Annotated in this window: 19 protein-coding genes; 11 read left to right on the top strand and 8 right to left on the bottom strand. The window is 60.6% G+C overall.

Annotated elements, in window-relative coordinates; all coding sequences use genetic code 11:
* Positions 1 to 78: 78 nt before the first annotated feature.
* Genes ACODR9_RS06350 through ACODR9_RS06340 form a run of 3 tightly spaced genes read right to left on the bottom strand, consistent with a single transcriptional unit; the run spans position 79 to position 3,216 of the window.
* On the bottom strand, positions 79 to 678 hold the full coding sequence (locus ACODR9_RS06350) for an MOSC domain-containing protein (protein WP_488808258.1): 600 nt from the start codon (positions 676 to 678) through the stop codon (positions 79 to 81).
* Between the two features lie 7 nt (positions 679 to 685).
* Positions 686 to 1,786, bottom strand: coding sequence for an NAD(P)/FAD-dependent oxidoreductase (locus tag ACODR9_RS06345; RefSeq protein WP_488808257.1), 1,101 nt, complete (start codon positions 1,784 to 1,786; stop codon positions 686 to 688).
* Positions 1,786 to 3,216 (bottom strand): aminotransferase-like domain-containing protein, encoded by a 1,431-nt coding sequence (locus ACODR9_RS06340; protein WP_488808255.1) that lies wholly within the window; start codon positions 3,214 to 3,216, stop codon positions 1,786 to 1,788. The genes ACODR9_RS06345 and ACODR9_RS06340 overlap by 1 nt, the downstream gene beginning before the upstream one ends.
* 114 nt (positions 3,217 to 3,330) lie before the next feature.
* Here ACODR9_RS06340 and ACODR9_RS06335 point away from each other — a divergent pair, with 114 nt between their 5' ends.
* A complete protein-coding gene (locus ACODR9_RS06335; RefSeq protein WP_488808254.1) occupies positions 3,331 to 4,593 on the top strand; it encodes a benzoate/H(+) symporter BenE family transporter in 1,263 nt (420 codons plus the stop codon).
* A 51-nt stretch (positions 4,594 to 4,644) separates the two neighbouring features.
* On the opposite strand, the gene ACODR9_RS06330 is transcribed toward ACODR9_RS06335, so the two are convergent.
* The gene (locus tag ACODR9_RS06330; RefSeq protein WP_488808253.1) at positions 4,645 to 5,631 is read right to left on the bottom strand and encodes a fimbrial protein; all 987 of its coding nucleotides are present in this window, start codon (positions 5,629 to 5,631) and stop codon (positions 4,645 to 4,647) included.
* Between the two features lie 272 nt (positions 5,632 to 5,903).
* Between ACODR9_RS06330 and ACODR9_RS06325 the strand changes: the two genes are divergently transcribed.
* Together ACODR9_RS06325 and ACODR9_RS06320 are read left to right on the top strand one after the other, a co-directional pair.
* Positions 5,904 to 7,295 carry an aminopeptidase P family protein gene (locus ACODR9_RS06325; protein ID WP_488808252.1) on the top strand — a complete coding sequence of 464 codons (1,392 nt, stop codon included), beginning with the start codon at positions 5,904 to 5,906 and terminating at the stop codon, positions 7,293 to 7,295.
* Positions 7,296 to 7,611: 316 nt separating this feature from the next.
* On the top strand, positions 7,612 to 8,214 hold the full coding sequence (locus tag ACODR9_RS06320; protein WP_181835553.1) for a CBS domain-containing protein: 603 nt from the start codon (positions 7,612 to 7,614) through the stop codon (positions 8,212 to 8,214).
* Between the two features lie 27 nt (positions 8,215 to 8,241).
* Here the strand turns inward: ACODR9_RS06320 and ACODR9_RS06315 are convergent, their stop codons facing one another.
* Positions 8,242 to 8,724, bottom strand: a complete 483-nt coding sequence (locus ACODR9_RS06315) for an Lrp/AsnC family transcriptional regulator (RefSeq protein WP_488808251.1) — start codon at positions 8,722 to 8,724, stop codon at positions 8,242 to 8,244.
* Positions 8,725 to 8,844: 120 nt separating this feature from the next.
* Between ACODR9_RS06315 and ACODR9_RS06310 the strand changes: the two genes are divergently transcribed.
* Positions 8,845 to 9,750, top strand: a complete 906-nt coding sequence (locus ACODR9_RS06310) for a DMT family transporter (protein WP_488808249.1) — start codon at positions 8,845 to 8,847, stop codon at positions 9,748 to 9,750.
* Positions 9,751 to 9,813: 63 nt separating this feature from the next.
* Here ACODR9_RS06310 and ACODR9_RS06305 read toward each other — a convergent pair whose 3' ends face one another.
* The 3 genes from ACODR9_RS06305 to ACODR9_RS06295 form a co-directional block, all read right to left on the bottom strand.
* On the bottom strand, positions 9,814 to 10,197 hold the full coding sequence (locus tag ACODR9_RS06305; RefSeq protein ID WP_488808248.1) for a hypothetical protein: 384 nt from the start codon (positions 10,195 to 10,197) through the stop codon (positions 9,814 to 9,816).
* A 121-nt stretch (positions 10,198 to 10,318) separates the two neighbouring features.
* Entirely contained in the window at positions 10,319 to 11,287 is a 969-nt protein-coding gene (locus tag ACODR9_RS06300) for a DUF2145 domain-containing protein (RefSeq protein ID WP_488808246.1), read from the bottom strand.
* A complete protein-coding gene (locus ACODR9_RS06295; RefSeq protein ID WP_488808244.1) occupies positions 11,251 to 11,703 on the bottom strand; it encodes a hypothetical protein in 453 nt (150 codons plus the stop codon). Before ACODR9_RS06295 ends, ACODR9_RS06300 begins: the two co-directional genes overlap by 37 nt.
* 348 nt (positions 11,704 to 12,051) lie before the next feature.
* Between ACODR9_RS06295 and ACODR9_RS06290 the strand changes: the two genes are divergently transcribed.
* The 7 genes from ACODR9_RS06290 to ACODR9_RS06260 all read left to right on the top strand — a co-directional run bounded on the left by ACODR9_RS06290 (position 12,052) and on the right by ACODR9_RS06260 (position 18,791).
* The gene (locus tag ACODR9_RS06290) at positions 12,052 to 13,104 is read left to right on the top strand and encodes an AraC family transcriptional regulator (protein WP_488808243.1); all 1,053 of its coding nucleotides are present in this window, start codon (positions 12,052 to 12,054) and stop codon (positions 13,102 to 13,104) included.
* A 388-nt stretch (positions 13,105 to 13,492) separates the two neighbouring features.
* The gene (locus ACODR9_RS06285) at positions 13,493 to 13,669 is read left to right on the top strand and encodes a hypothetical protein (protein WP_488808241.1); all 177 of its coding nucleotides are present in this window, start codon (positions 13,493 to 13,495) and stop codon (positions 13,667 to 13,669) included.
* Positions 13,670 to 13,796: 127 nt separating this feature from the next.
* A complete protein-coding gene (locus ACODR9_RS06280; protein WP_488808240.1) occupies positions 13,797 to 14,882 on the top strand; it encodes an ABC transporter ATP-binding protein in 1,086 nt (361 codons plus the stop codon).
* Positions 14,872 to 15,762, top strand: coding sequence for an ABC transporter permease (locus ACODR9_RS06275; RefSeq protein WP_488808239.1), 891 nt, complete (start codon positions 14,872 to 14,874; stop codon positions 15,760 to 15,762). The genes ACODR9_RS06280 and ACODR9_RS06275 overlap by 11 nt, the downstream gene beginning before the upstream one ends.
* Position 15,763: 1 nt before the next feature.
* Positions 15,764 to 16,552 carry an ABC transporter permease gene (locus tag ACODR9_RS06270; protein WP_488808238.1) on the top strand — a complete coding sequence of 263 codons (789 nt, stop codon included), beginning with the start codon at positions 15,764 to 15,766 and terminating at the stop codon, positions 16,550 to 16,552.
* A gap of 66 nt (positions 16,553 to 16,618) precedes the next feature.
* Positions 16,619 to 17,662, top strand: a complete 1,044-nt coding sequence (locus ACODR9_RS06265; protein WP_488808237.1) for an extracellular solute-binding protein — start codon at positions 16,619 to 16,621, stop codon at positions 17,660 to 17,662.
* Positions 17,663 to 17,756: 94 nt separating this feature from the next.
* A complete protein-coding gene (locus ACODR9_RS06260) occupies positions 17,757 to 18,791 on the top strand; it encodes a histone deacetylase family protein (RefSeq protein WP_488808236.1) in 1,035 nt (344 codons plus the stop codon).
* Positions 18,792 to 19,086 lie beyond the last annotated feature (295 nt).

Here is a 19,086-nt window from a genome sequence, read left to right as displayed (position 1 = left end):
TATGCTGCGGTGTTGGAGGCTGCCTGATTCTACATGAGCCGCGCCGTTCGCCAAATGCTGTCGGCTTACGCGGCGGTTTCAATCCAGCCGGTGCAAGCGGCGGCGGAAGGCTTCGGCCATGCTCAGTTGGCGCGCGCCGGGCAGGATGCAAAAGTGCTCCCCGGCGCGTAGCGTGCCGGTTTGCAGCACCGCCAGATAAAAGCCGCAATGTCCGCTTTGTGCCATCAGCTTCACCGCCAGGCGCATGTCCATGTGCGCCTGAAACTTGAAGCAGGGCTGACGCGGCTCGGTAATTAGCAGTCGGCAATCGGCAAATTCCAGCACGTCACCCACATAGGCATCCTGTTCCAGCAGACCGCTGATGGTGAGGTTTTCTCCCAGCATGCCGTGATGCAATGTGCTGCCGGCATGGCGCGAACCATGCTGTTGGCAGGCGTGCTGCCAGAACGGGTAGTGTTCCAGCGGATAAGCGTAAATGGCCTTGGCCAGCCCGCCATGCACCGTGGGGTCGGCCTGTTCGTCGCCCGCCAGTCCCAGCTTGCCCACTGCAATGCTCTCGGGCCGTTGCAGGGTGCTGACCGGCAACTTGTTGATGCCGCTCATGATGCGGCGACCGTCGATCAACATGGGGCTGGCTGCCGCCAGATTGATGGAATGCAGGGTGGCACTGTCTGTCATGTCTGCCTCATGTGGTTTGATTGGCCATGGCACCCACCATCGCCGCCAGCGCCAGGCAGCTGGTGAGGCCGGGGGATTCGATGCCGTACAGGTTGATCAGCCCGGCAACGCCATGTTGTGCCGGCCCCTGGATGACAAAGTCGGCATCCGGCTGGCCCGGCCCTGCCAGCTTGGGGCGCACCCCGGCATAGCCCGGTTGCAGCGCGCCATCCGGCAACTGCGGCCACCAGCGGCGGATGCTGTGATAGAAGGCGTCGGCGCGGGCCGGGTTCAGCTGGTAGTCCACGCTGTTTATCCATTCCACATCCGGGCCGAAGCGCGCTTGCCCGGCCAGATCCAGCGTCAGGTGGCAGCCCAGCCCGCCCGGTTCCGGCAGCGGGTAGATCAGCCGCGAGAACGGTGAACGCCCGCTCAGGCTGAAATACACGCCACGCGCATAGTGGGGTGTCGGGATGGTTTCACGTGGAACACCAACCATGCTGGCTGCGACAGCGGGTGCCCACAGCCCGGCAGCATTGATCACCAGTCTGGCCTGGATGGTGATGCCGGCAATGTCCAGTTCCATGCCATTCGCCACTACCCGGCCTCGGCTGAGCGGGGAATGGCAGGCCAGTTGCGCGCCGTGGGCTTGGGCATCGGCCAGCAGGGCTTGCAGCAAGGCATGGCTGTCGATGATGCCGGTGGATGGGGAGTACAAGGCGGCATGGGCGTTCAGTGCCGGTTCCAGTGCACGGACCCCGGCGGCATCCAGCCATTGCAGATCATCCACGCCATTGGCGGCAGCGCGTTGGGCAATGTCCTGCAAGCGGGGCAGATCGTCGGCGGTGTTGGCCAGCAGCAGCTTGCCGATACGTTGGTGCGGAATGTGCCGCTCGGCACAATAGCGGTACAGCAAGGCACGGCCCTGCACGCACAGCCGCGCCTTCAGGCTGCCCGTGGGGTAGTACAGCCCGGCATGGATGACTTCGCTGTTACGGCTGCTGCAATGCTGGCCAATCTGGCCTTCCGCCTCGCAAATCAGCACCTCGCGCCCGGCCATGGCCAGCTGGCGGGCAATCGCCAAGCCCACCACGCCCGCGCCTATCACCACGCAATCCACCTGCTCCATTACAGCCGCCCAGCCAGTTGTTCTGCTGCCAGCCAGCCCAGCAGGTGAATGTCCTCGGCCAGCTGGGTGGACCAGGGCTGGCCGCAGTTGATACGCAGGCAGTGGCCAAAACGCGGTTCGGCAGAAAAAACCAGACCGGGGGCAAAGCTGATGGAGCGGGAGAGCGCGGCTTCCAGCAGGGCCTGGCTGTCCAGCCCTTCCGGACCTTCCACCCACAGCAACATGCCGCCTTGTGGCCGCCGTACGCGGGTGCCGCGCGGAAAGGCGGCCAGCACCGCGTCGCTCAGTTGTTCCATTTGCTGTTTCAGTTGCTGGCGGATGCGCTGGCTGATACGGGCGTAGTCGCCGCTGGCCAGCATCTCGGACAACACCGCCAGCAGGATGGCCGGGCTGACCAGGCTGCTGCTTTCGCGCAGCCGCTCCAGTGCCGCATGGTGACGTCCGCCGGACAGCCAGCCCAGGCGGAAGGCCGGGGCAAAGCTCTTGGTGAAGGACGAACAGTAAATCACATCGCCGTCGCGGTCCCAGGCCTTGAGTGGGCTGGGGTGCTGGCTGCCGAAATACAGCTCGCCGAAAACATCGTCCTCGATGATGGTAAGGCCGTGGCGGCGTGCCAGTTGCAGCAGGCGTTTTTTGTTGTCGTCCGGCATTAGCGCGCCGGTGGGGTTCTGGAAGTTGGTTACCGTCACCAGGCATTTCACCGGCGCGCCGTGGCGCAGGGCGAATTCCAGCGCTTCCAGCGATAGTCCGGCATCCGGCGTGCAGGGAATCTCCAGCGCCTTTAGCCCTAGCGTCTGCAGCGTTTGCAGCAAGCCGAAGTACACCGGGGTTTCCACCGCCACCACGTCGCCCGGACGGGTGAGGTGGCGCAGCGACAGGCTGATGGCTTCGGTAATGCCCTGGGTGAACAGAATGTGGTCGGCCGGAATGTCCAGCTGCCAGCTGGCCGCCAGTCGGCGTATTTGCTGGTACAGCTGTTGCTGGTCGGCGGTGGGCAGGTAAGCGCCAATCAGCTCCGGCTGGCGGGCCAGCCGCATTTGCATGCGCCGGGATAATTCCTGCGCCGGATACAGGCTGTGGTGCGCCTCGGCCATGTGCAGCTGCTGGCGGATGGAGGAGGCCGACAGGCGGATCAGATTACTCATGCGGCTGTCCACATCCACCAGCGCGGCGGCGGTGGGGCCGGGTGGGGTGGCGTGGTTATCCGCATGGCGCGGCAAGGCGGCAAAGAAGCCGCTGCGTGGACGTGCCACTACACGCTGCTGTTCTTCCAGATGGCGGTAGGCCGCCAGCGCAGTCAGGGTGTTGACGCCGTGTTCGGCTGCCAGCTGGCGGACTGCCGGCAGGCGGCTGCCCGGCGGCCATTCGCCACTGTCCAGTCGGGCTTGTAGCTGGCGGGCGATATGCAGGTAGAGCGGAGTATCGGTCATCGCTGTTCTATATAACAGATTCAGCCCAGTCTACGCTGTTTGTCCGGCGTGTGGGAAGGCAGACGGGCCGACATTGTTTACCCTGTGTGCATTGATGCATCACGGAGTTCATCCATGTCCACGCTTTCCCCGCGAGAGTCTCCTGCCAGCCCTACGCATGCTGATCGTGTGCCGTTCAGCTGGTCCCATTTCTCGCCTTCGGCCGGTCTTGCCGCAGTGCTTGCACTGTTGGTGGGGTATTCCGGCCCCTTTCTTATTATTGTCCACGCCGCCCAGTCCGCCGGGCTGAGCGCCGCACAGCTGGGTTCCTGGGTGTGGGCGGTGTCCATTGCCTCCGGCGTGGCCGGTATCTGGCTGACGCTGCGCTGGCGCGTGCCGGTAATTACCGCCTGGAGCACACCCGGCGCGGCCTTGCTGCTGGCGGCGCTGCCCGGCGTGCCATATGGCGAGGCGGTGGGGGCTTTCCTCGCGGCTGCCGTCATTGTCACCCTGGTGGGGGTGAGCGGTGCCTTCGACAAACTGATGAAAGTTTTCCCGGCCTCGCTGGCTGCCGCCATGCTGGGCGGCATCCTGTTTCACTTTGTTGCCGACGTGGCCGGTGCTGCCAGCCAGCAGGCGCTGCTGGTGGTGCCGATGACAGTGCTGTTTTTTATCGGTCGCAAGCTGTTTCCGCGCTTTGCGCTGCTGGCCGCCATTGGCCTGGGCCTGGCCATCGCTGGCTGGCAGGGCCTGTATGGTACGGCGGGCAACTGGCAGGGTAGTAGCGGCCCCTTGTTCACCATGCCGCAGTGGTCGTGGACGGCCTTCGTCAATCTGGCGCTGCCGCTGGCCTTGCTGGCGCTTACCAGCCAGTTTCTGCCGGGCATGGCGGTGCTGTCGGCTTCCGGTTACCACATCCCGGCGCGCTCGCCGGTGACGGTGTTGGGGCTGGCTTCGGTTATCACCGCCCCGCTGGGCGGGCATGGTGTGACGCTGGCCGCCATCATCGCGGCTATTTGCACCGGGCCGGAAGCGCATCCGGACCCGCAACGCCGCTACATGGCCGGGCTGGTGTGCGGTGCGCTTTATATTGTGCTGGGCATTGCCGGTGGCGCACTGGCAGGCCTGGTGCTGCTGCTGCCCAAGGCGCTGGTGGTGACGGCTGCCGGGCTGGCGTTGTTCGGCACGCTGGCGTCTTCGCTGACAGCCGCGCTGATGGACGAAGGCCACCGCGAAGCCGCCTTGCTTACCTTTGTGGTGGCGGCCTCTGGTGTCACCATCGCCGGGCTGGGTTCACCGCTATGGGCAGTGTTGGCCGGTGGCAGCGTCAGCTGGTTGCTGAAGGCACGCCCCAAAAGCACGCCGGCCATCAAGCCGGTGATGCAGGGAAAAAACTGAAAAATACACCAGCCAAAACAATGGCCGCCTGCATGTGCAAGCGGCCTTTTTTTATTGATAGGACAGCGTAAAGGTGGCTTTGGCAGAAAAGGTACCAGGGGTGACAGTACCGGTGCGCACATAAGACGCAGCAAATGGAAAGGTTTGTATTCCGGTCAGATTGTTATTCAGCACAATCTGGTTGGTGGTACCCGGTTCGGCGGAGTCGGGGCCAAAACTGATGTTATTGCCGTTGTACTGTAATCGAACCCCGATACCTTTGGCTGTGGATGTTGATGAGGGTCGCAAGATGCTCGTGGTTTGGCCGATATTATTATTGTCGGTAAAGGTAATATTCAGGTTGGTCGTGTTTGCGCAATTAACTGTCAAACTGAATGGTACTCTACCATAAACGCTATTTACATTGGGAAATACGTTCGCTGAGATCGTTGGGAGATTAACATTAATTATGCTGCTAGATTGCACGCTGCAAGTGTTGACTTTCATATTAAATGGTGTGGATGACTGATATATATTGGCATATCCTCCCCAAGTGTCATTACTATAAAGCTCTACAAGGAGGAAGTTATTTCTGAAGATTGTTATATTATTAGCATTGCTTATAGTTCCAATTCGGAAAAGTTGTAAATGGATTTTGAATTTTAATGTTAGTTGACTACCGGCTACCATACATGTCTGAAATTTTACCCAGTAAGTAGTTGCTGTGCAGAAGTTGGTAGGCTCTAATCCAACTGCATAGCCAATGCCAGGTACACTGGTCGGATAAATAGCTCTGCCCAGAATTTGGCTTGATTTATTACCCGGGTCATAAATATATCGGTTTGCAATGTCCCATCTTTCGGTGCATGTTATTGACTGCTCGGGAGAAATGATTTCATTGCCAATTTTTCCCTGTAGCGGGATGTTGTTCAGATTAAAATTGAGGTCGGGAATGGTAAAGACATAATCGATTTCATTGCAGCTAGCATGGGCTTGTGCATAAAATAGTGAAAGTAAAATGAATAGAATAAATTTATTTATTTTGCGTAGTAAGTTCATTGGCTATCTCGGGGTAAATTGTAATGCATATGGATCGGCGTGAAGGGTGAGGTAGGAAATTATTCTATTTTTTATATGAGATATCGCCATGATGAAATGCAATTTTTCATATTTTTAGTTAGATTATTCTTAATATCGGGTTGGTTGATCTATGCCGCATTACCTTGTACAGTGCGCATGAGTGCATAAATTTTCATTTTTGAGCAATTTTTAGCCATAAAATGCCAATCATCTGATCCAGATGCGTGATTGGTGGGAAAATAGGAGTGATCGTGACGTTTTCTGCTGCCACCTATCAGCAGCGCCGTAGCGCGCTGCAGCAGTCCATGCCGGACAGCCTGTTGTTGTTTGTCGGCAATGTGGATTCACCGATGAACTACCACGACAACATCTTTCCCTTTGTGCAGGATTCCAGCTTCCGCTACTTCTTTGGCCAGAATCAGCCGGGCATGGCGGCGCTGATGGACACCGCTGCAGGCACCACCACCCTGTTCGGCAATGAGCCGGAGGTGGCGGACATTGTGTGGACCGGCCCGCTGCCTACGCTGGCCGAGCGCGCCGCATCTGCCGGCATCAGCCACAGCCAGCCTTATGCCGCGCTGGAGCAAGCGCTGGCCGCCGCTCGTGCTGCCGGGCGCGCTGTCCATTACCTGGCGCCGTATCGTGGCGAGACCAAACTGGAGCTGGGCCGCCTGCTGAATGTGCATCCAGCTGAAGTGGCTGCCGGGTTTTCGGCTGCGCTGACCCGCGCCGTGGTGGCGCTGCGTGAAATCAAGAGCGCTGAAGAAGTGGCCGAGATGGAAGCTGCGCTGGCCGTGACCGGAGCCATGCACGTGGCGGCGATGCAGGCTTCGCGCCCCGGTGTGGTGGAGCATCAGGTGGTGGGCATCATGGAAGGCATCATGCGCCGTCACGACTGGCAGCTGGCTTACCCGTCCATTTTCTCGCGTCGCGGCGAGGTGCTGCACAACCATGCCCACGACAATGTGCTGCAAAAGGGCGATCTGGTATTGAACGACACCGGCTGTACCTCGGGTGGCGGCTATGCCAGCGATATCACCCGTACCTTCCCGGTGGGCGGACGTTTCAACCAGCAACAGCGCGAGTTGTACAACATCGTGCTGGACATGCAGCTGCAGGCCATTGCCGCCATCAAGCCCGGTATACGCTATCTGGACGTGCACAAGCTGGCAGCGCAGGTGATGGTGCAGGGCATGAGCGAGCTGGGCTTCTTCCACGGACCGGTGGAGGAGATTGTCGAATCCGGTGCCTATGCCATCGCCTTCCCGCATGGCTTGGGGCATCAGATCGGCATGGATGTGCACGATATGGAAGGCCTGGGCGAGGAGCTGGTGGGTTATGACGACACCGTGCAGCGCAGCCCGCTGTTTGGCCTGGGCTATCTGCGGCTGGGCAAGGCGCTGAAGGCGGGCATGGTGCTGACGGTGGAACCGGGCATTTACTTCATTCCGGCACTGATTGCCGCCTGGCAGGCCGAAGGCCGTCACAGCCAGTACATCAACTACGCGCGCTTTGCCGACATGACCGCTTTTGGCGGCATCCGCATCGAGGACAATGTGCTGGTGACCGACAGCGGCAGCCGTGTGCTGGGCGAACCCATCCCGAAAACCGTGGACGAGCTGGAAGCCATCATGCAGATGTAAGCCTGGCTTTTGCTTGTGTCGGCTGAGCAAACCGCCCTTCGGGGCGGTTTTTGTTTTCCAGCGTCTGCTTGTCGCATGGTGAACAGCATGTTGTGCCTGGCGGGCCCGGCGTGTAGCGCCGCAACACAAATTTGCAGCTTGGGCCTTCAGGATGACCTTGTATCTGGAAAATCCTGCCTAGAATGAAATCTGGACCGGCGTGGGGGAGACAGCGCCGGTTCAGCCTGTCCGCGACGTGTCAGCCAGCCTGCCGCGCCACGGTGACCAGGCCTTGCAGCCTAGCCAGACAACAACATCAATCCAGCTGGAGAGTCACATGGAAACTTCATTTCAAGCGCTGCCATCCATGGCCATGCCCAAACATACCGACCTGGTGCATCTGGATCAGCGTCCACTGCGTCCCATCAATCTGAAAAGCCCGGCACTGGAGGTGATGACCGATCTGCGCATCATCGATCCGGTGAGCATTGGCGAGGATGAAATCCTGCGGCATGCGCATAATCTGATGATTAGCCGTGGCATCCGCCTGTTGTTTGTTCAGGACGAAGACAGCCGTCTGGTGGGCTTGATCACCGCATCCGACATTCTGGGCGAGCGCCCGGTGCAGTGCATGCTGGAGCATGGCAAGCGCCATGGCGAAGTGCTGGTGCGCGATGTGATGACGCCGCGCAACGAGCTGGAAATGCTGTCGCTGGCCGATGTGCAGCACGCCACCGTCGGCCACATGGTGGCCACGCTGAAGCAGCAGGGGCGGCAACATGCGCTGGTGGCCGAGCTGGATCTGAACACCGGTCATTACCAGCTGTGTGGCATGTTTTCCACCTCGCACATGGCGCGGCGGCTGGGCATGCCGCTCAATTTCATGCGCGTGCCGCAGGCGCTGTCGGAAATCCAGCACGCCTTGCTGCACGAAGGCTGACTATCCGGCGGGCCGGGCTTATCTGCCTTAGCCCGCCGCGTCTGGCGGCACGGCCGTGCTGTATTTGGTGGTTTCCATCACCACCAGTGATTCAAACTCGCGCACATTGTCATTGCTCATGATGTGCTCGCGGCAGAAGCGCTCGTAATCTCCCATGTCGCGCACCAACACCACCAGCACAAAGTCCGGCCGCCCGGTGACGTGGTAGCACTCCACCACTTCTGGCGCGGCGCGGATGGCCTGCTTGAAGGCATCCACCAGCGCAATGCGCTCGCGCTCCAGAATCACGTTCACCACCAGCCGTAGTGGCCGTCCCAGCACGGCGGGGTCTACCAGCGCCACTTCACGGCGGATGATGCCTTCGCTGCGCAGCCGCTTGAGCCGTCGCGTGACGGCGGTGGGCGACAGGCTGACGGCTTCGGCCAGTTCATCGTGGGTGCGGCGCGCATCTTCCTGCAGCAGGGCCAGCAGCTTGCGGTCGTAGCTATCCAGCTGTATCTCATTCGCCATATCAGTAATCCTGCATTGCCAGTTCAAAAACATCAGTTTGCGTGCATTCTGGCGCAGCAAAACGCAGCAGGGCAAGTGTTGTGCCTGCCTACACTGGCTGCATCCATCGGAGATGCATGCATGTCAGCGACCAGCACCACCCTCAATCCTTTCCTGTCCCACAAGGCCACGCAGTCACGCTGGCTGCCGCTGGTGTTGTTTGCCGGGCTAGTTACTTTGTGGGCCTACAACTACGTGGTGATGAAGCAGACCTTGCAGGCCACCACGCCGATTACCCATCTGATTTTGCGTACCACCTTGGGCAGCCTGACGCTGTTTGGCGTGTTGCTGGCACGTGGCCGTGCCATCCGGCCCCAGCGCCTGCTGCAGGCTACACAAGTGGGCTTGAGCACCACCTGTCTGTACAGCCTGTCCATTACCCTGGCGCTGGTGGCCGGAGCGGCGGGGCGGACCTCGGTACTGGTGTTCACCATGCCGTTTTGGGTGGCCTTACTGTCGCGCTGGCTGCTGGCCGAGCCGTTTGGCCATCGTACCCGGCAGGCGCTGCTTGCCGGTTTTGTCGGGCTGATGCTGATTGTGGCGCCCTGGCAGCTGCATGGCGGGGTATTGCCGATGCTGCTGGCGGTGCTGGCTGGTTTTTTCTGGGCGCTGGGTTCGGTGCTGAGCAAGCGGGCAACGCGCTGTGGCCAGCTCGACAGCCTGAATTTTTCGGCCTGGCAGGCGCTGATCGGCCTGTTGCCGATTCTTGCCTTGTGGCCGTGGGCGGATTTTGCCCATATCCACTGGTCCGGCGCTTTTGTGCTGGGCATGTTGTATGCGGGAATCCTGTCCAGCGCGGCTGGCTGGCTGGCCTGGCTGTGGTTGCTCAAGCGTTTGCCTGCCAGCACGCTCAGCTTTAATGCCTTGGTGATACCGCTGCTGGCGGTGGCCATGGCGGCGCTGCAGCTGGGGGAGTGGCCTTTGGCGCGCGAGCTGGCCGGCATGCTGCTGGTGGGGGTGGGGATTGTGCTGATTGCCCGGCGCTGAGCTGGGCTGGCGAAATAAAAAGGCCGCTGTGAAGCGGCCTTTTGCATGGGGACTGGCGTGTTGTCATACCACCAGCGAAATCAGCGTGCCCACAGTCACTGCGGCTGCCGCCCAGCGTCCTGCGGTGAAGTAACTGTTGTCAGACTGGGTCGGTGCCGGGGCGGGGTCGGCAGACGGGTCGGGCAGGTTCAGCACGCCATAGGTAAAGGACTTCACCGCAGAGGGAGAGCTGTCGTCCGCGCTGGTGGAATTACTGTCTGTTCCGGCATCCCCGGCCTTGCCCTGGCTTTGCAGTTTCACAATGGTGGAGGGCGACGCGTGGCTGGCCGTCTTGCCGTCCTTGTCCAGTGTGGTGCTGTCTTTGCTGCCTTTGGCGGCTGCCTTGCCGGTGCTGGCTAGCGTGCTGGTGCTGTTATTGCTCGCCACGTTTGTTTTGCTGATATCCATCACGGTCTCGCTGCATACAAATGATGATCGGATGCTTCATTATCGGCATGTGGCCGCCGTGACATGAGGGGATGAGATGTAAAGATGAGGTAAAGAAAAGTTAAGCACAGACAGCCCGGTTTCAGTCCAGCTGCTGCACGCTGTCTCCAGTCGCAGCCTGGCAATCATCCGCCATGTCATCCCAGCCGTGATGGGTGACCAGGGTTTTGCCACGCAGGCAAACCTGAATGCGTTCAGCCCCTTCAGCCTGCTGGCGCACAAAACCTTCCATTGCCGAGGGCAGGCTCACCTGATAGCGGTTTGCTGCCAGTTCGCTGTCCGGATGGTCGCCATTGTGCACCAGCGGCACCACATTGGCCGCCCACACCATGTAGCGGTGCTTCACATCGACAATATCCGGGCGGTAGCCCTGTTGTTGCAGCCAGTCCTGTGCCTGCTTGCGGCCATCGCCTTCACGTGGCAATTGCCCCCAGGCATGGGCCAGCAGTTCCACCAGCCACTGGTTGCAGTTTTGGTAACGGGTGGAAAAGGGATAGGCGTTGGCGCTGTAATCCGCCCCCAGCAGTTGCAGCGCCAGCTTGTTGTCCAGCGCGGCCTGTACCAGTTGTTCTTCCTGCTTTTCTGGCAACAGCAGGATGGACAGGTAGACATTGCTGCCTTGCGGCTGGTCGATCAGAAAACCCGGCAGGCCCTGGTCGTACAAATGCGGGCGCTGTTCGTCGCAGGCGTAGTAGAGCTGGCGTACCGACCATGGCGAGTTGGGATTGTTGCGCAGGCTGATGCCGGCATGGGACAGGCGGATATGAAAGCGCTCCAGGTCCAGCCCGGAGCGGGAGATGATAGCCGCCTGATGGCCGGATCCATCCAGTAGCTGGCGTACCTGCTGGCTGAACAGCAGCAGGTCGCTCTTGCGTGCCACGCTTTGCTGCGACGACTGTTCGCAGAACATCAAGGAAGACGCAGCCGCAACGTTGGCCAGTGTGGCCGACAAGGCCAGCAGCCCGGCCATCAATACGGGCTTCAGGCCCCAGCCAGCTTGCATGCGGGGGAAAATCAGGACACCACCTTGGGTTGTACTTCGGATTTCCACGCCTGATCCAGCAGCAGGGCAAACGGCTGCTGCTTGTCGGCACGGGCAAAGGCCAGGCCATACGCCTGTTTTTGCGCATGCACGATCTGGCCTACTTCCACGCCGCTGTGCTTAACATCTGCCTGGGCCACAAACAGATTGAACGGCTCGGTATTGTTGGTGGCGGCTACCGGCACCAGGGTGAGTTGGGTTTTGCCCGGTTGGTCGGCCTGGGCCACGGCAACCACTTTGTAATCACCCTCGGCGATATTGCCGATGGCCTTGGAGGAGTTTTGCAAGGAGGTGGAAATGCTGCCCACCGTAGCGCTTACGCTGTCGGATACCGACAGCAGGGAAACGGCAGCATGGGCCTGGCCGCACAGCAGGCCCAGCATTAGAAAGCAGGAAGAGGCAACGGTTTTCTTCAGTGTGATCATGGTATCGGCTTTATCCATCCAGAACGGAATCTTGCGAGTGAAAGGTCATTGCCGCATCGGCCCTGTGCGGGCAATCGACCTGCCGACAAACGGCAGTGGCAAGATAGTGTCTGCGCCTGCGGCCATCACATTGCGGTTTCGGGCTGCGTACGCACGAGTATTTTTCCGGCTGTTGTATCAGATAGACAAGTGGTTTTACAAAATTTGATGCAGCAACAAGGGCACAGGACAGCGGGCCAGGTGGCTTGCCGTGCAGCCGCCAAGGCGGCAAGATCAGACGGCTAACCGCAGATGAAATACGCTAGGCAGCGCTTGTCTGTCCGGCAATGGCTAATGCAAGGATGAACCATGAACCGGTCTGTCAGCCCCGCCCCAGCGCCATTACCCGGCCACGACGGCCCATCCAGCCGCCCCGTGTCGCTGCATGCCATCGTGGCCACGGTAAATGTGCTGGCCGAGCAAGGCATTGCCGCAGCGGACCTGCTCGCTGGCAGCGGCATTCCACCTGAGCGCCTGCTGGAACCCGCCCGGCTGATCAACCACCATCAGGAACTCACCGTCTTCGACAATGCCCGCTGCCTGTCGCAGGACGATGCCCTTGGCCTGCGACTGGGCCATGCCATGCATACCTCCAACTACGGCATTCTGGGTTACACCATGCTGGTGAGCCCCACCTTGCGGGTGGCGCTGGAAACGGCCATCCGTTTTCCCTTGCTGCTGGCCAGCTATTTCACCCTGCGGCTGGAAGAGCGGGGCAAGGATGCCTGCCTGCTGGCCGAGGGCTACCGCTATCGCGAGGATTTGCTCAGCTTTAATGCCGAAATGTGCCTGTCCTCGATGTGGACCATTGCCCGTGACTGCATGGGCGTGCGCTGGTCACCCAGGGCGGTGCACATGTGTTTTGCCCCGCCCGCGCATGCCGGGCTTTATCCGGCCATTTTTGGTCAGGCGGGCAGCTTTGACATGGCGGAAAACGCACTGCTGTTTCCGGCCAAATGGCTGGACCGGCCCCAGCCGCTGGCCGATGCGGTCAGCTTTCACATGGCGCTGGAGCAATGCCAGCGCCAGCAGCAGCAATGGGCCAGCAGCCATGGTTCGGCGCTGGTGGCGCGCGTGTTGCGCCTGATCCAGTCCGATCCGGTGCGTTTTGCCCGGCTGGATGAACTGACCGCCACCCTGCACATGTCGGAACGTACGCTCAGACGCAAGCTGGCCGCACTGGGAACCTCCTTCCAGGCCTTGCTGGATCAGGCCCGGCACCAGCAGTCCCTGCATCTGTTACAGGAAACCAGCCTGTCCATCGGCATGATTGCCGAGCGGCTGGGCTTTGCCGAATCGGCCAGCTTCCGCCATGCCTTTTCCCGCTGGACGGGCAAGCGACCCTCCGATTTGCGTCGCTGAGGCCCGCTGACACTTCCCCGTCTGGTGCGGTTTCACCGCAGGCGCTTGCCCTTCTACCAGTAGACAAATGCAGTGCCCGGCTGGGTTGGGACACTGCCTACGGCGGCTTTCTGCGATTGCATTTTTGGCCGTAATTATCTCTTAGTTGACCGCTATGTATCTTTCCGCTGCCGGGCTTGTTGGCAGAATAAATAAAAAAAGACGGACCACTCCGAGCAGTTGACCAGATCTGTTGCGCACCCTGGCCAGGGTAGTGCCATACCGCAGCCACGGTATGGTTCAGGCAGGTCGGATCTCTTGCTCGCAATGCCAGCCCGAGCGGCAGCCCCATGCTGTCAACGCCCGTGGCGGTGCCATGTCCGATCATACAAAACGGAGGAGAAACCACATGAGCAAGATCATTGTTGCCGCCAAGCCAATGGCGGTTGACCCGGCTTCGTGCCAGCACCGCTGGCAGTTGGCCACATCCCTGATCCATCAAACGGCAGGGCCGGGCACGCAGACCATCCTGCAGCGCTTGCCTGTGCGTGCGGCTGCCTGCCCGGCGGCCTTCGCCCGCTGCTGACGCCGGACGGCCATATCCACACGCCGCGCTGCGGCGGATTCCATTCCCTTGCACGTCGTGCCACTGCTCTGCTGACGGCAGACCGGGCTGGCACGCTCATTTCACTGGTTTCCACAGGAGGACTGCCATGACCGGCAATCGTGTGGCAATTGAGATCGACCATGTCTGCAAGCGTTTTGGCCATGATGAACAGGCGGTGCTGGCGCTGGACCGCATTGCCTTACGCATCCGCGAAAACGAATTCTTCACCCTGCTGGGGCCGTCCGGCTGTGGCAAGACCACGCTGCTGCGCATGATTGCCGGTTTCGAGGATGTCAGCGGCGGTGACATCCGCCTGTATGGCGAATCGCTGTCCGGCAAGCTGCCCTTCCAGCGCCCGGTGAATACCGTGTTTCAGAGCTATGCCTTGTTTCCCCACCTCACCGTGGAAGAAAACGTGGCTTTCGGGCTGGAAATGCGCGGCTTCAAAGCGGTGGACATCAAGCCCATCGTGGCGGAAAAACTGGCGCTGGTGAAGCTGGACGGCTTTGCCCGCCGCCGTCCGCATCAGCTCTCTGGCGGTCAGCAACAACGGGTGGCACTGGCCCGCGCGCTGGCACCGTCACCCAAGGTATTGCTGCTGGATGAATCCTTGTCGGCACTGGATTTGAAGCTGCGCAAGGAAATGCAGGTGGAACTCAAGCGCTTGCAGCGTGAAACCGGCATCACCTTTGTGTTTGTCACCCACGATCAGGAAGAAGCGCTCACCATGTCCGACCGCATTGCGGTGATGTCGGCGGGCAAGCTGCAACAGGTTGGCAGCCCGGCTGATATCTACGATCGGCCAGCCAACCGCTTTGTGGCGGATTTCATTGGCGAAACCTCCTTCCTGCAAGGCCGGGTGGCTGATGGCCTGCTGCATTTTGGCGATGCTGGCAGCTTGCCCGGCGCGGTGCTGGACCAAAGCCATGACGGCGATGCCGCCTTGGCCGTGCGCCCCGAGCGCCTGCAACTGGCCCCGCACGGCAGCGGGCTCAATGGCGTGGTGTCCGAGGTGGTGTATCGCGGCGTGGACACCGTTTATACCGTCAAGCTGGCCGATGGTCAGCCCTGCCGTGTGCGCAGCAGTAATAGCGGCGGCGCGGCGCGGCTGGCGCAGGAGGGGGACGCCGTGGCGGTAACCGCCTTGCCCGGCGCCTTCCATCGTCTGCAGGAGGCCGACCATGTCGCTTGATCCGCAGCGGCGCTTACGCCGCAAGCTGCTGCTGGCCCCCACCACCCTCACCCTGCTGCTGTTCATGGTGCTGCCCATGCTGCTGATGGCGTGGATGTCGGTACTGGCCCCGGACACCTACGGCGGCGTGCGCTGGAAAGAATGGAGCCTGGACGCCTATGTTCAGTTTCTGTACGAGCGCGATCTGGACGATAGCCTGACGCTGAACAGCGATTACCTGCAAATCTTTGGCCGCTCGTTCTTGCTGGCCGGCTTTGCCACGGTGGTGACGCTGCTGATCGGCTTTCCCACCGCGCTGTATATCGCGCTGAAAGAGGAAAAAACCCGCCAGCGGTTGATCCTGCTGATTTCCATCCCGTTCTGGACCAACCTCCTGGTGCGGACCTACGCCTGGATGCTGTTGCTGCGCAATGGCGGGCTGATCGACAGCAGCCTGTCGGCGCTGGGGCTAAGCCAGGGTGCGCTGGATGTGCTGTACACCCCCACGGCGGTGGCCATCGGCTTTGTCTATTCCTTCCTGCCCTTCATGGTGCTGCCCATTTACACCAGTCTGGAAAAAATGGACTGGCGGCTGGTGGAAGCAGCCTTCGATCTGGGCGCCAACCGCTGGCAGGTGCTGCGGCGGGTGATTCTGCCACTGGCCATGCCCGGCATGGTGGCGGGCTGTCTGCTGGTGTTCATTCCGGCCATCGGCTCCTATTACATCCCCGAGCTATTGGGCGGCGGCAAAAGCCTGATGATCGGCAACCTGATCCAGAACCAGTTTGGTACCGCACGTAACTGGCCGTTTGGGGCCGCCTTGTCCTTCATGTTGCTGGCGCTCGTGTTGCTGGTGATGTGGGTTTACACCAAGCGCTTCCAGCGCCCGCCGGGAGAGTGACATGCAAGCCTCCAATACCTTGTGGCGCTTTCGCGGCGTCACCCCCGCCGCCATGCTGGCCTTTGTCTACCTTTACCTGCCCATCGTGGTGTTGGTGGTGTTGTCCTTCAATGCCAACCGCATTGCCACGCTGTGGACCGGTTTTTCCTTCGACTGGTATCTGAAGGTGATGGACAACGACAACATCCTGCGGGCCACCAAGAACTCGCTGATCATCGCCTGCGGGGCCACCGTACTGGCCACCAGCTTTGCCACCATGGCGGCGCTGGCCATGGCGGGCAAGCGCTTTCGTGGCCAGGCCTTCATCAATGCCATGCTGGGCCTGCCGCTGTTGGTGCCGGAAATCGTCACCGCCGTGGCGTCCTTGCTGTTCTTTCTGGCGCTGGGGCTGGACCTGGGGCTGATGACGGTGCTGATTGCCCACACCGTGTTCTGCATTCCCTTTGCCTACCTGCCCATCCGCGCCCGGCTGGAGGGGCTGGACCCACGGCTGGCCGAAGCGGCGGCGGACTTGTACGCCGGGCCGTTTGCCACCTTCCGGCGGGTGACGCTGCCCTTGATCCTGCCCGGCGTGCTGTCCGGAGCCATGCTGGCCTTCATCGTGTCGCTGGACGATTTTGTCATCACCTTTTTTGTGGCCGGTGCCGGTGCCACCACGCTGCCGGTTTATATCTTTGGCCTGATCCGCATGGGCATCTCCCCGGAAGTGAATGCGGTATCGGCGCTGATGCTGTTGGTGTCCATTGTTTTTGTCGAGCTGTCCTACTGGATGGGCCAGCGCAAGTCCTGAACCGGGTCGGCGGCGGTGCTGCCCCTCATGTTTCGCTTGTTGCACAACATACGAAGGAGAAATGCCATGAAAGTCTGCAAACTGCATTCGCTGGCCCTGGCTGCGGGCCTGCTGGTATCGGCATCGGCCATGGCCGCTGGCGAATTGAACCTGTACAACTGGTCCGACTACATCCCGCAGGACTTGCTCAAGCGCTTCGAGAAAGAAACCGGCATCAAGGTAAACCTGGATGTGTTTGATTCCAACGAATCCCTGCTGGCCAAACTGAAGGCCGGGGCCAAGGGCTATGACGTGGTGGTGCCGTCCGACTACATGGTGAAGATCATGCGCGACGAAGGCCTGCTGGAAAAAATCGACGTCAGCAAAATGCCCAATTTCAAGCTGGTGCAGGCACCGCTCAACAAGCCGGATTTCGACCCGCAGCGCGAATACTCCGCGCCATACATGTGGGGGGTAACCGGCTTCACCTATGACGCCAGCCGGGTGCCGGGTGGCAAGCTGGACAATAGCTGGAAGAGCTTCTTCACCCCGCCGGCCGCGCTCAAGGGTAAGGTGGTGGCGCTCAATGACGTGGCCGAGCTGTACAAGGCCGCCGCCATCTACCTGAAAGTGGACCAGTGCACCGAAGACCCGAAGCAGGCCAAGCGCATCCAGGACCTGCTGGAAGCGCAAAAGCCCATGCTGGCCATGTATAACTCCGACGGCACCATCGAGCGCATGCAGGCGCAGGAAGTCATCATGCACCAGCAATGGAATGGTGCCGCCTACCGTACTCGCCAAAAGCTGAAGTCCGCCGTGTTTGTGTATCCGAAAGAAGGCATACCCTTCTGGAACGACAACCTGGTCATCCCCAAGGGCGCCAAGAACCGCGATAACGCGCTCAAGTTCATCAACTGGATGATGGAGCCAAAGAATATCGCCGAGGCCTCCAACTTCACCGGCTACAACAACGCCATCAAGGGTAGCTCTGCCTATTTTGTCGCCGACCTCAAGGCCGACCCGGCCATCAACCCCACCGCCGCCATGCGCGCGCTGTTTGTGCCCAACAAAAACTGTTCGGCCAAGGCCAATGCCCTGCGCGACCGGGTGTGGACCAAGCTGAAGAAATAAGCTTCGCCGACTAAGAACCAGGTTCTACGGTCGGCTTTCCCTTGCAAACACAACACAATGCCGCTGGCTCACTACCAGCGGCAAGGAGACCTGCATGCTGACGATTTACAGTGACGACCACCACCTGCACCACGGCAATGCCGAGCTGATCGACGGCACCCTCAAGCCCTGCTTCGAAATGCCCAGCCGTGCCGACATGGTATTGCAGCGGGTGCGTCAAACCGGGCTGGGCGACATCATCGCCCCCACCGAACACGGGCTGGAGCCGCTGTTGCGCGTGCATGACGCCGGTTATGTGCGCTTTCTGGAGCAAGCCTGGACGCTGTGGCAGGCCGAAGGCCGCAACCACGACGCGCTGCCGCTGGTGTGGCCGGTACGCGGCCTGCGTACCGACCGCATCCCGCAGGATATTGACGGCCTGATGGGCTATTACTCTTTTGATGCCGGGGTGCCGATCACCGCCGGTACCTGGCAGGCCATCCGTTCCTCGGCCAATGTCGCGCTGACCGGCCTGGACGTTATGCAAGCGACCGGACGCAGCACCTTTGCCCTGTGCCGCCCGCCCGGCCACCATGCCGCCGCCGACTACATGGGCGGCTACTGCTATCTCAACAACGCCGCCATCGCCGCCCAGGCCATGCTGGACAAGGGGGCCAAACGGGTGGCCATTCTGGATGTGGACTACCACCACGGCAACGGCACCCAGAGCATTTTCTATCAGCGCAGCGATGTGCAGTTTCTATCGCTGCATGGCGACCCGACGGTGGAATACCCCTTCTTCCTCGGCCATGCCGACGAGCCGGGCGAGGGCGCGGGCCTGGGCTTCAATCACAACTACCCGCTGGCCCATGGCACGGACTGGTCGCACTACGGCCCGGCCCTGGCCGATGCCTGCAGCAAGATTGCCGCCTACGCGCCGGACGCGCTGGTGGTGTCGCTGGGGGTGGATACCTTCGAGCACGACCCGATCTCCCGTTTCAAATTGAAAAATGCCGACTACCTGCGCATGGGCGAAACCATTGCCGGGCTGGGCCTACCCACGCTGTTTGTGATGGAAGGTGGCTATGCGGTGGAGGATATTGGAGTGAATGCGGTGAATGTGTTGTCCGGCTTTGAAAGCGTGGCGTAGTAAGACCCGCTAGCAAAACCCCCGCTCCAGCGTTGCGCCGCCTTGCCGTACGCCATGTACTGTCTGCGGCGGCGCGCCTTGGCTCGGGTTCTCTACGAGGTTTTGTTAGCGGTTCTAAATAAAAAGGCCGCGCTGCGGCCTTGTTTTATCTCCTTCCTCTCCAAACAGATGACCGCGTGGCTAATTGCTTGTATCTGTCAGACCTGCCAGTTACGGCGATGCTGGAAATCAATCTATGGTTGTAACCTTCCATTCAACCACGTTGGATTTCGCATCCAAAGACACGCACTCGGTA

Source organism: Aquitalea sp. FG25 (genome assembly GCF_057809375.1).
The sequence above is the reverse complement of the archived record's forward strand: the minus strand, read 5'-3'. Positions and strand labels throughout refer to the sequence as shown.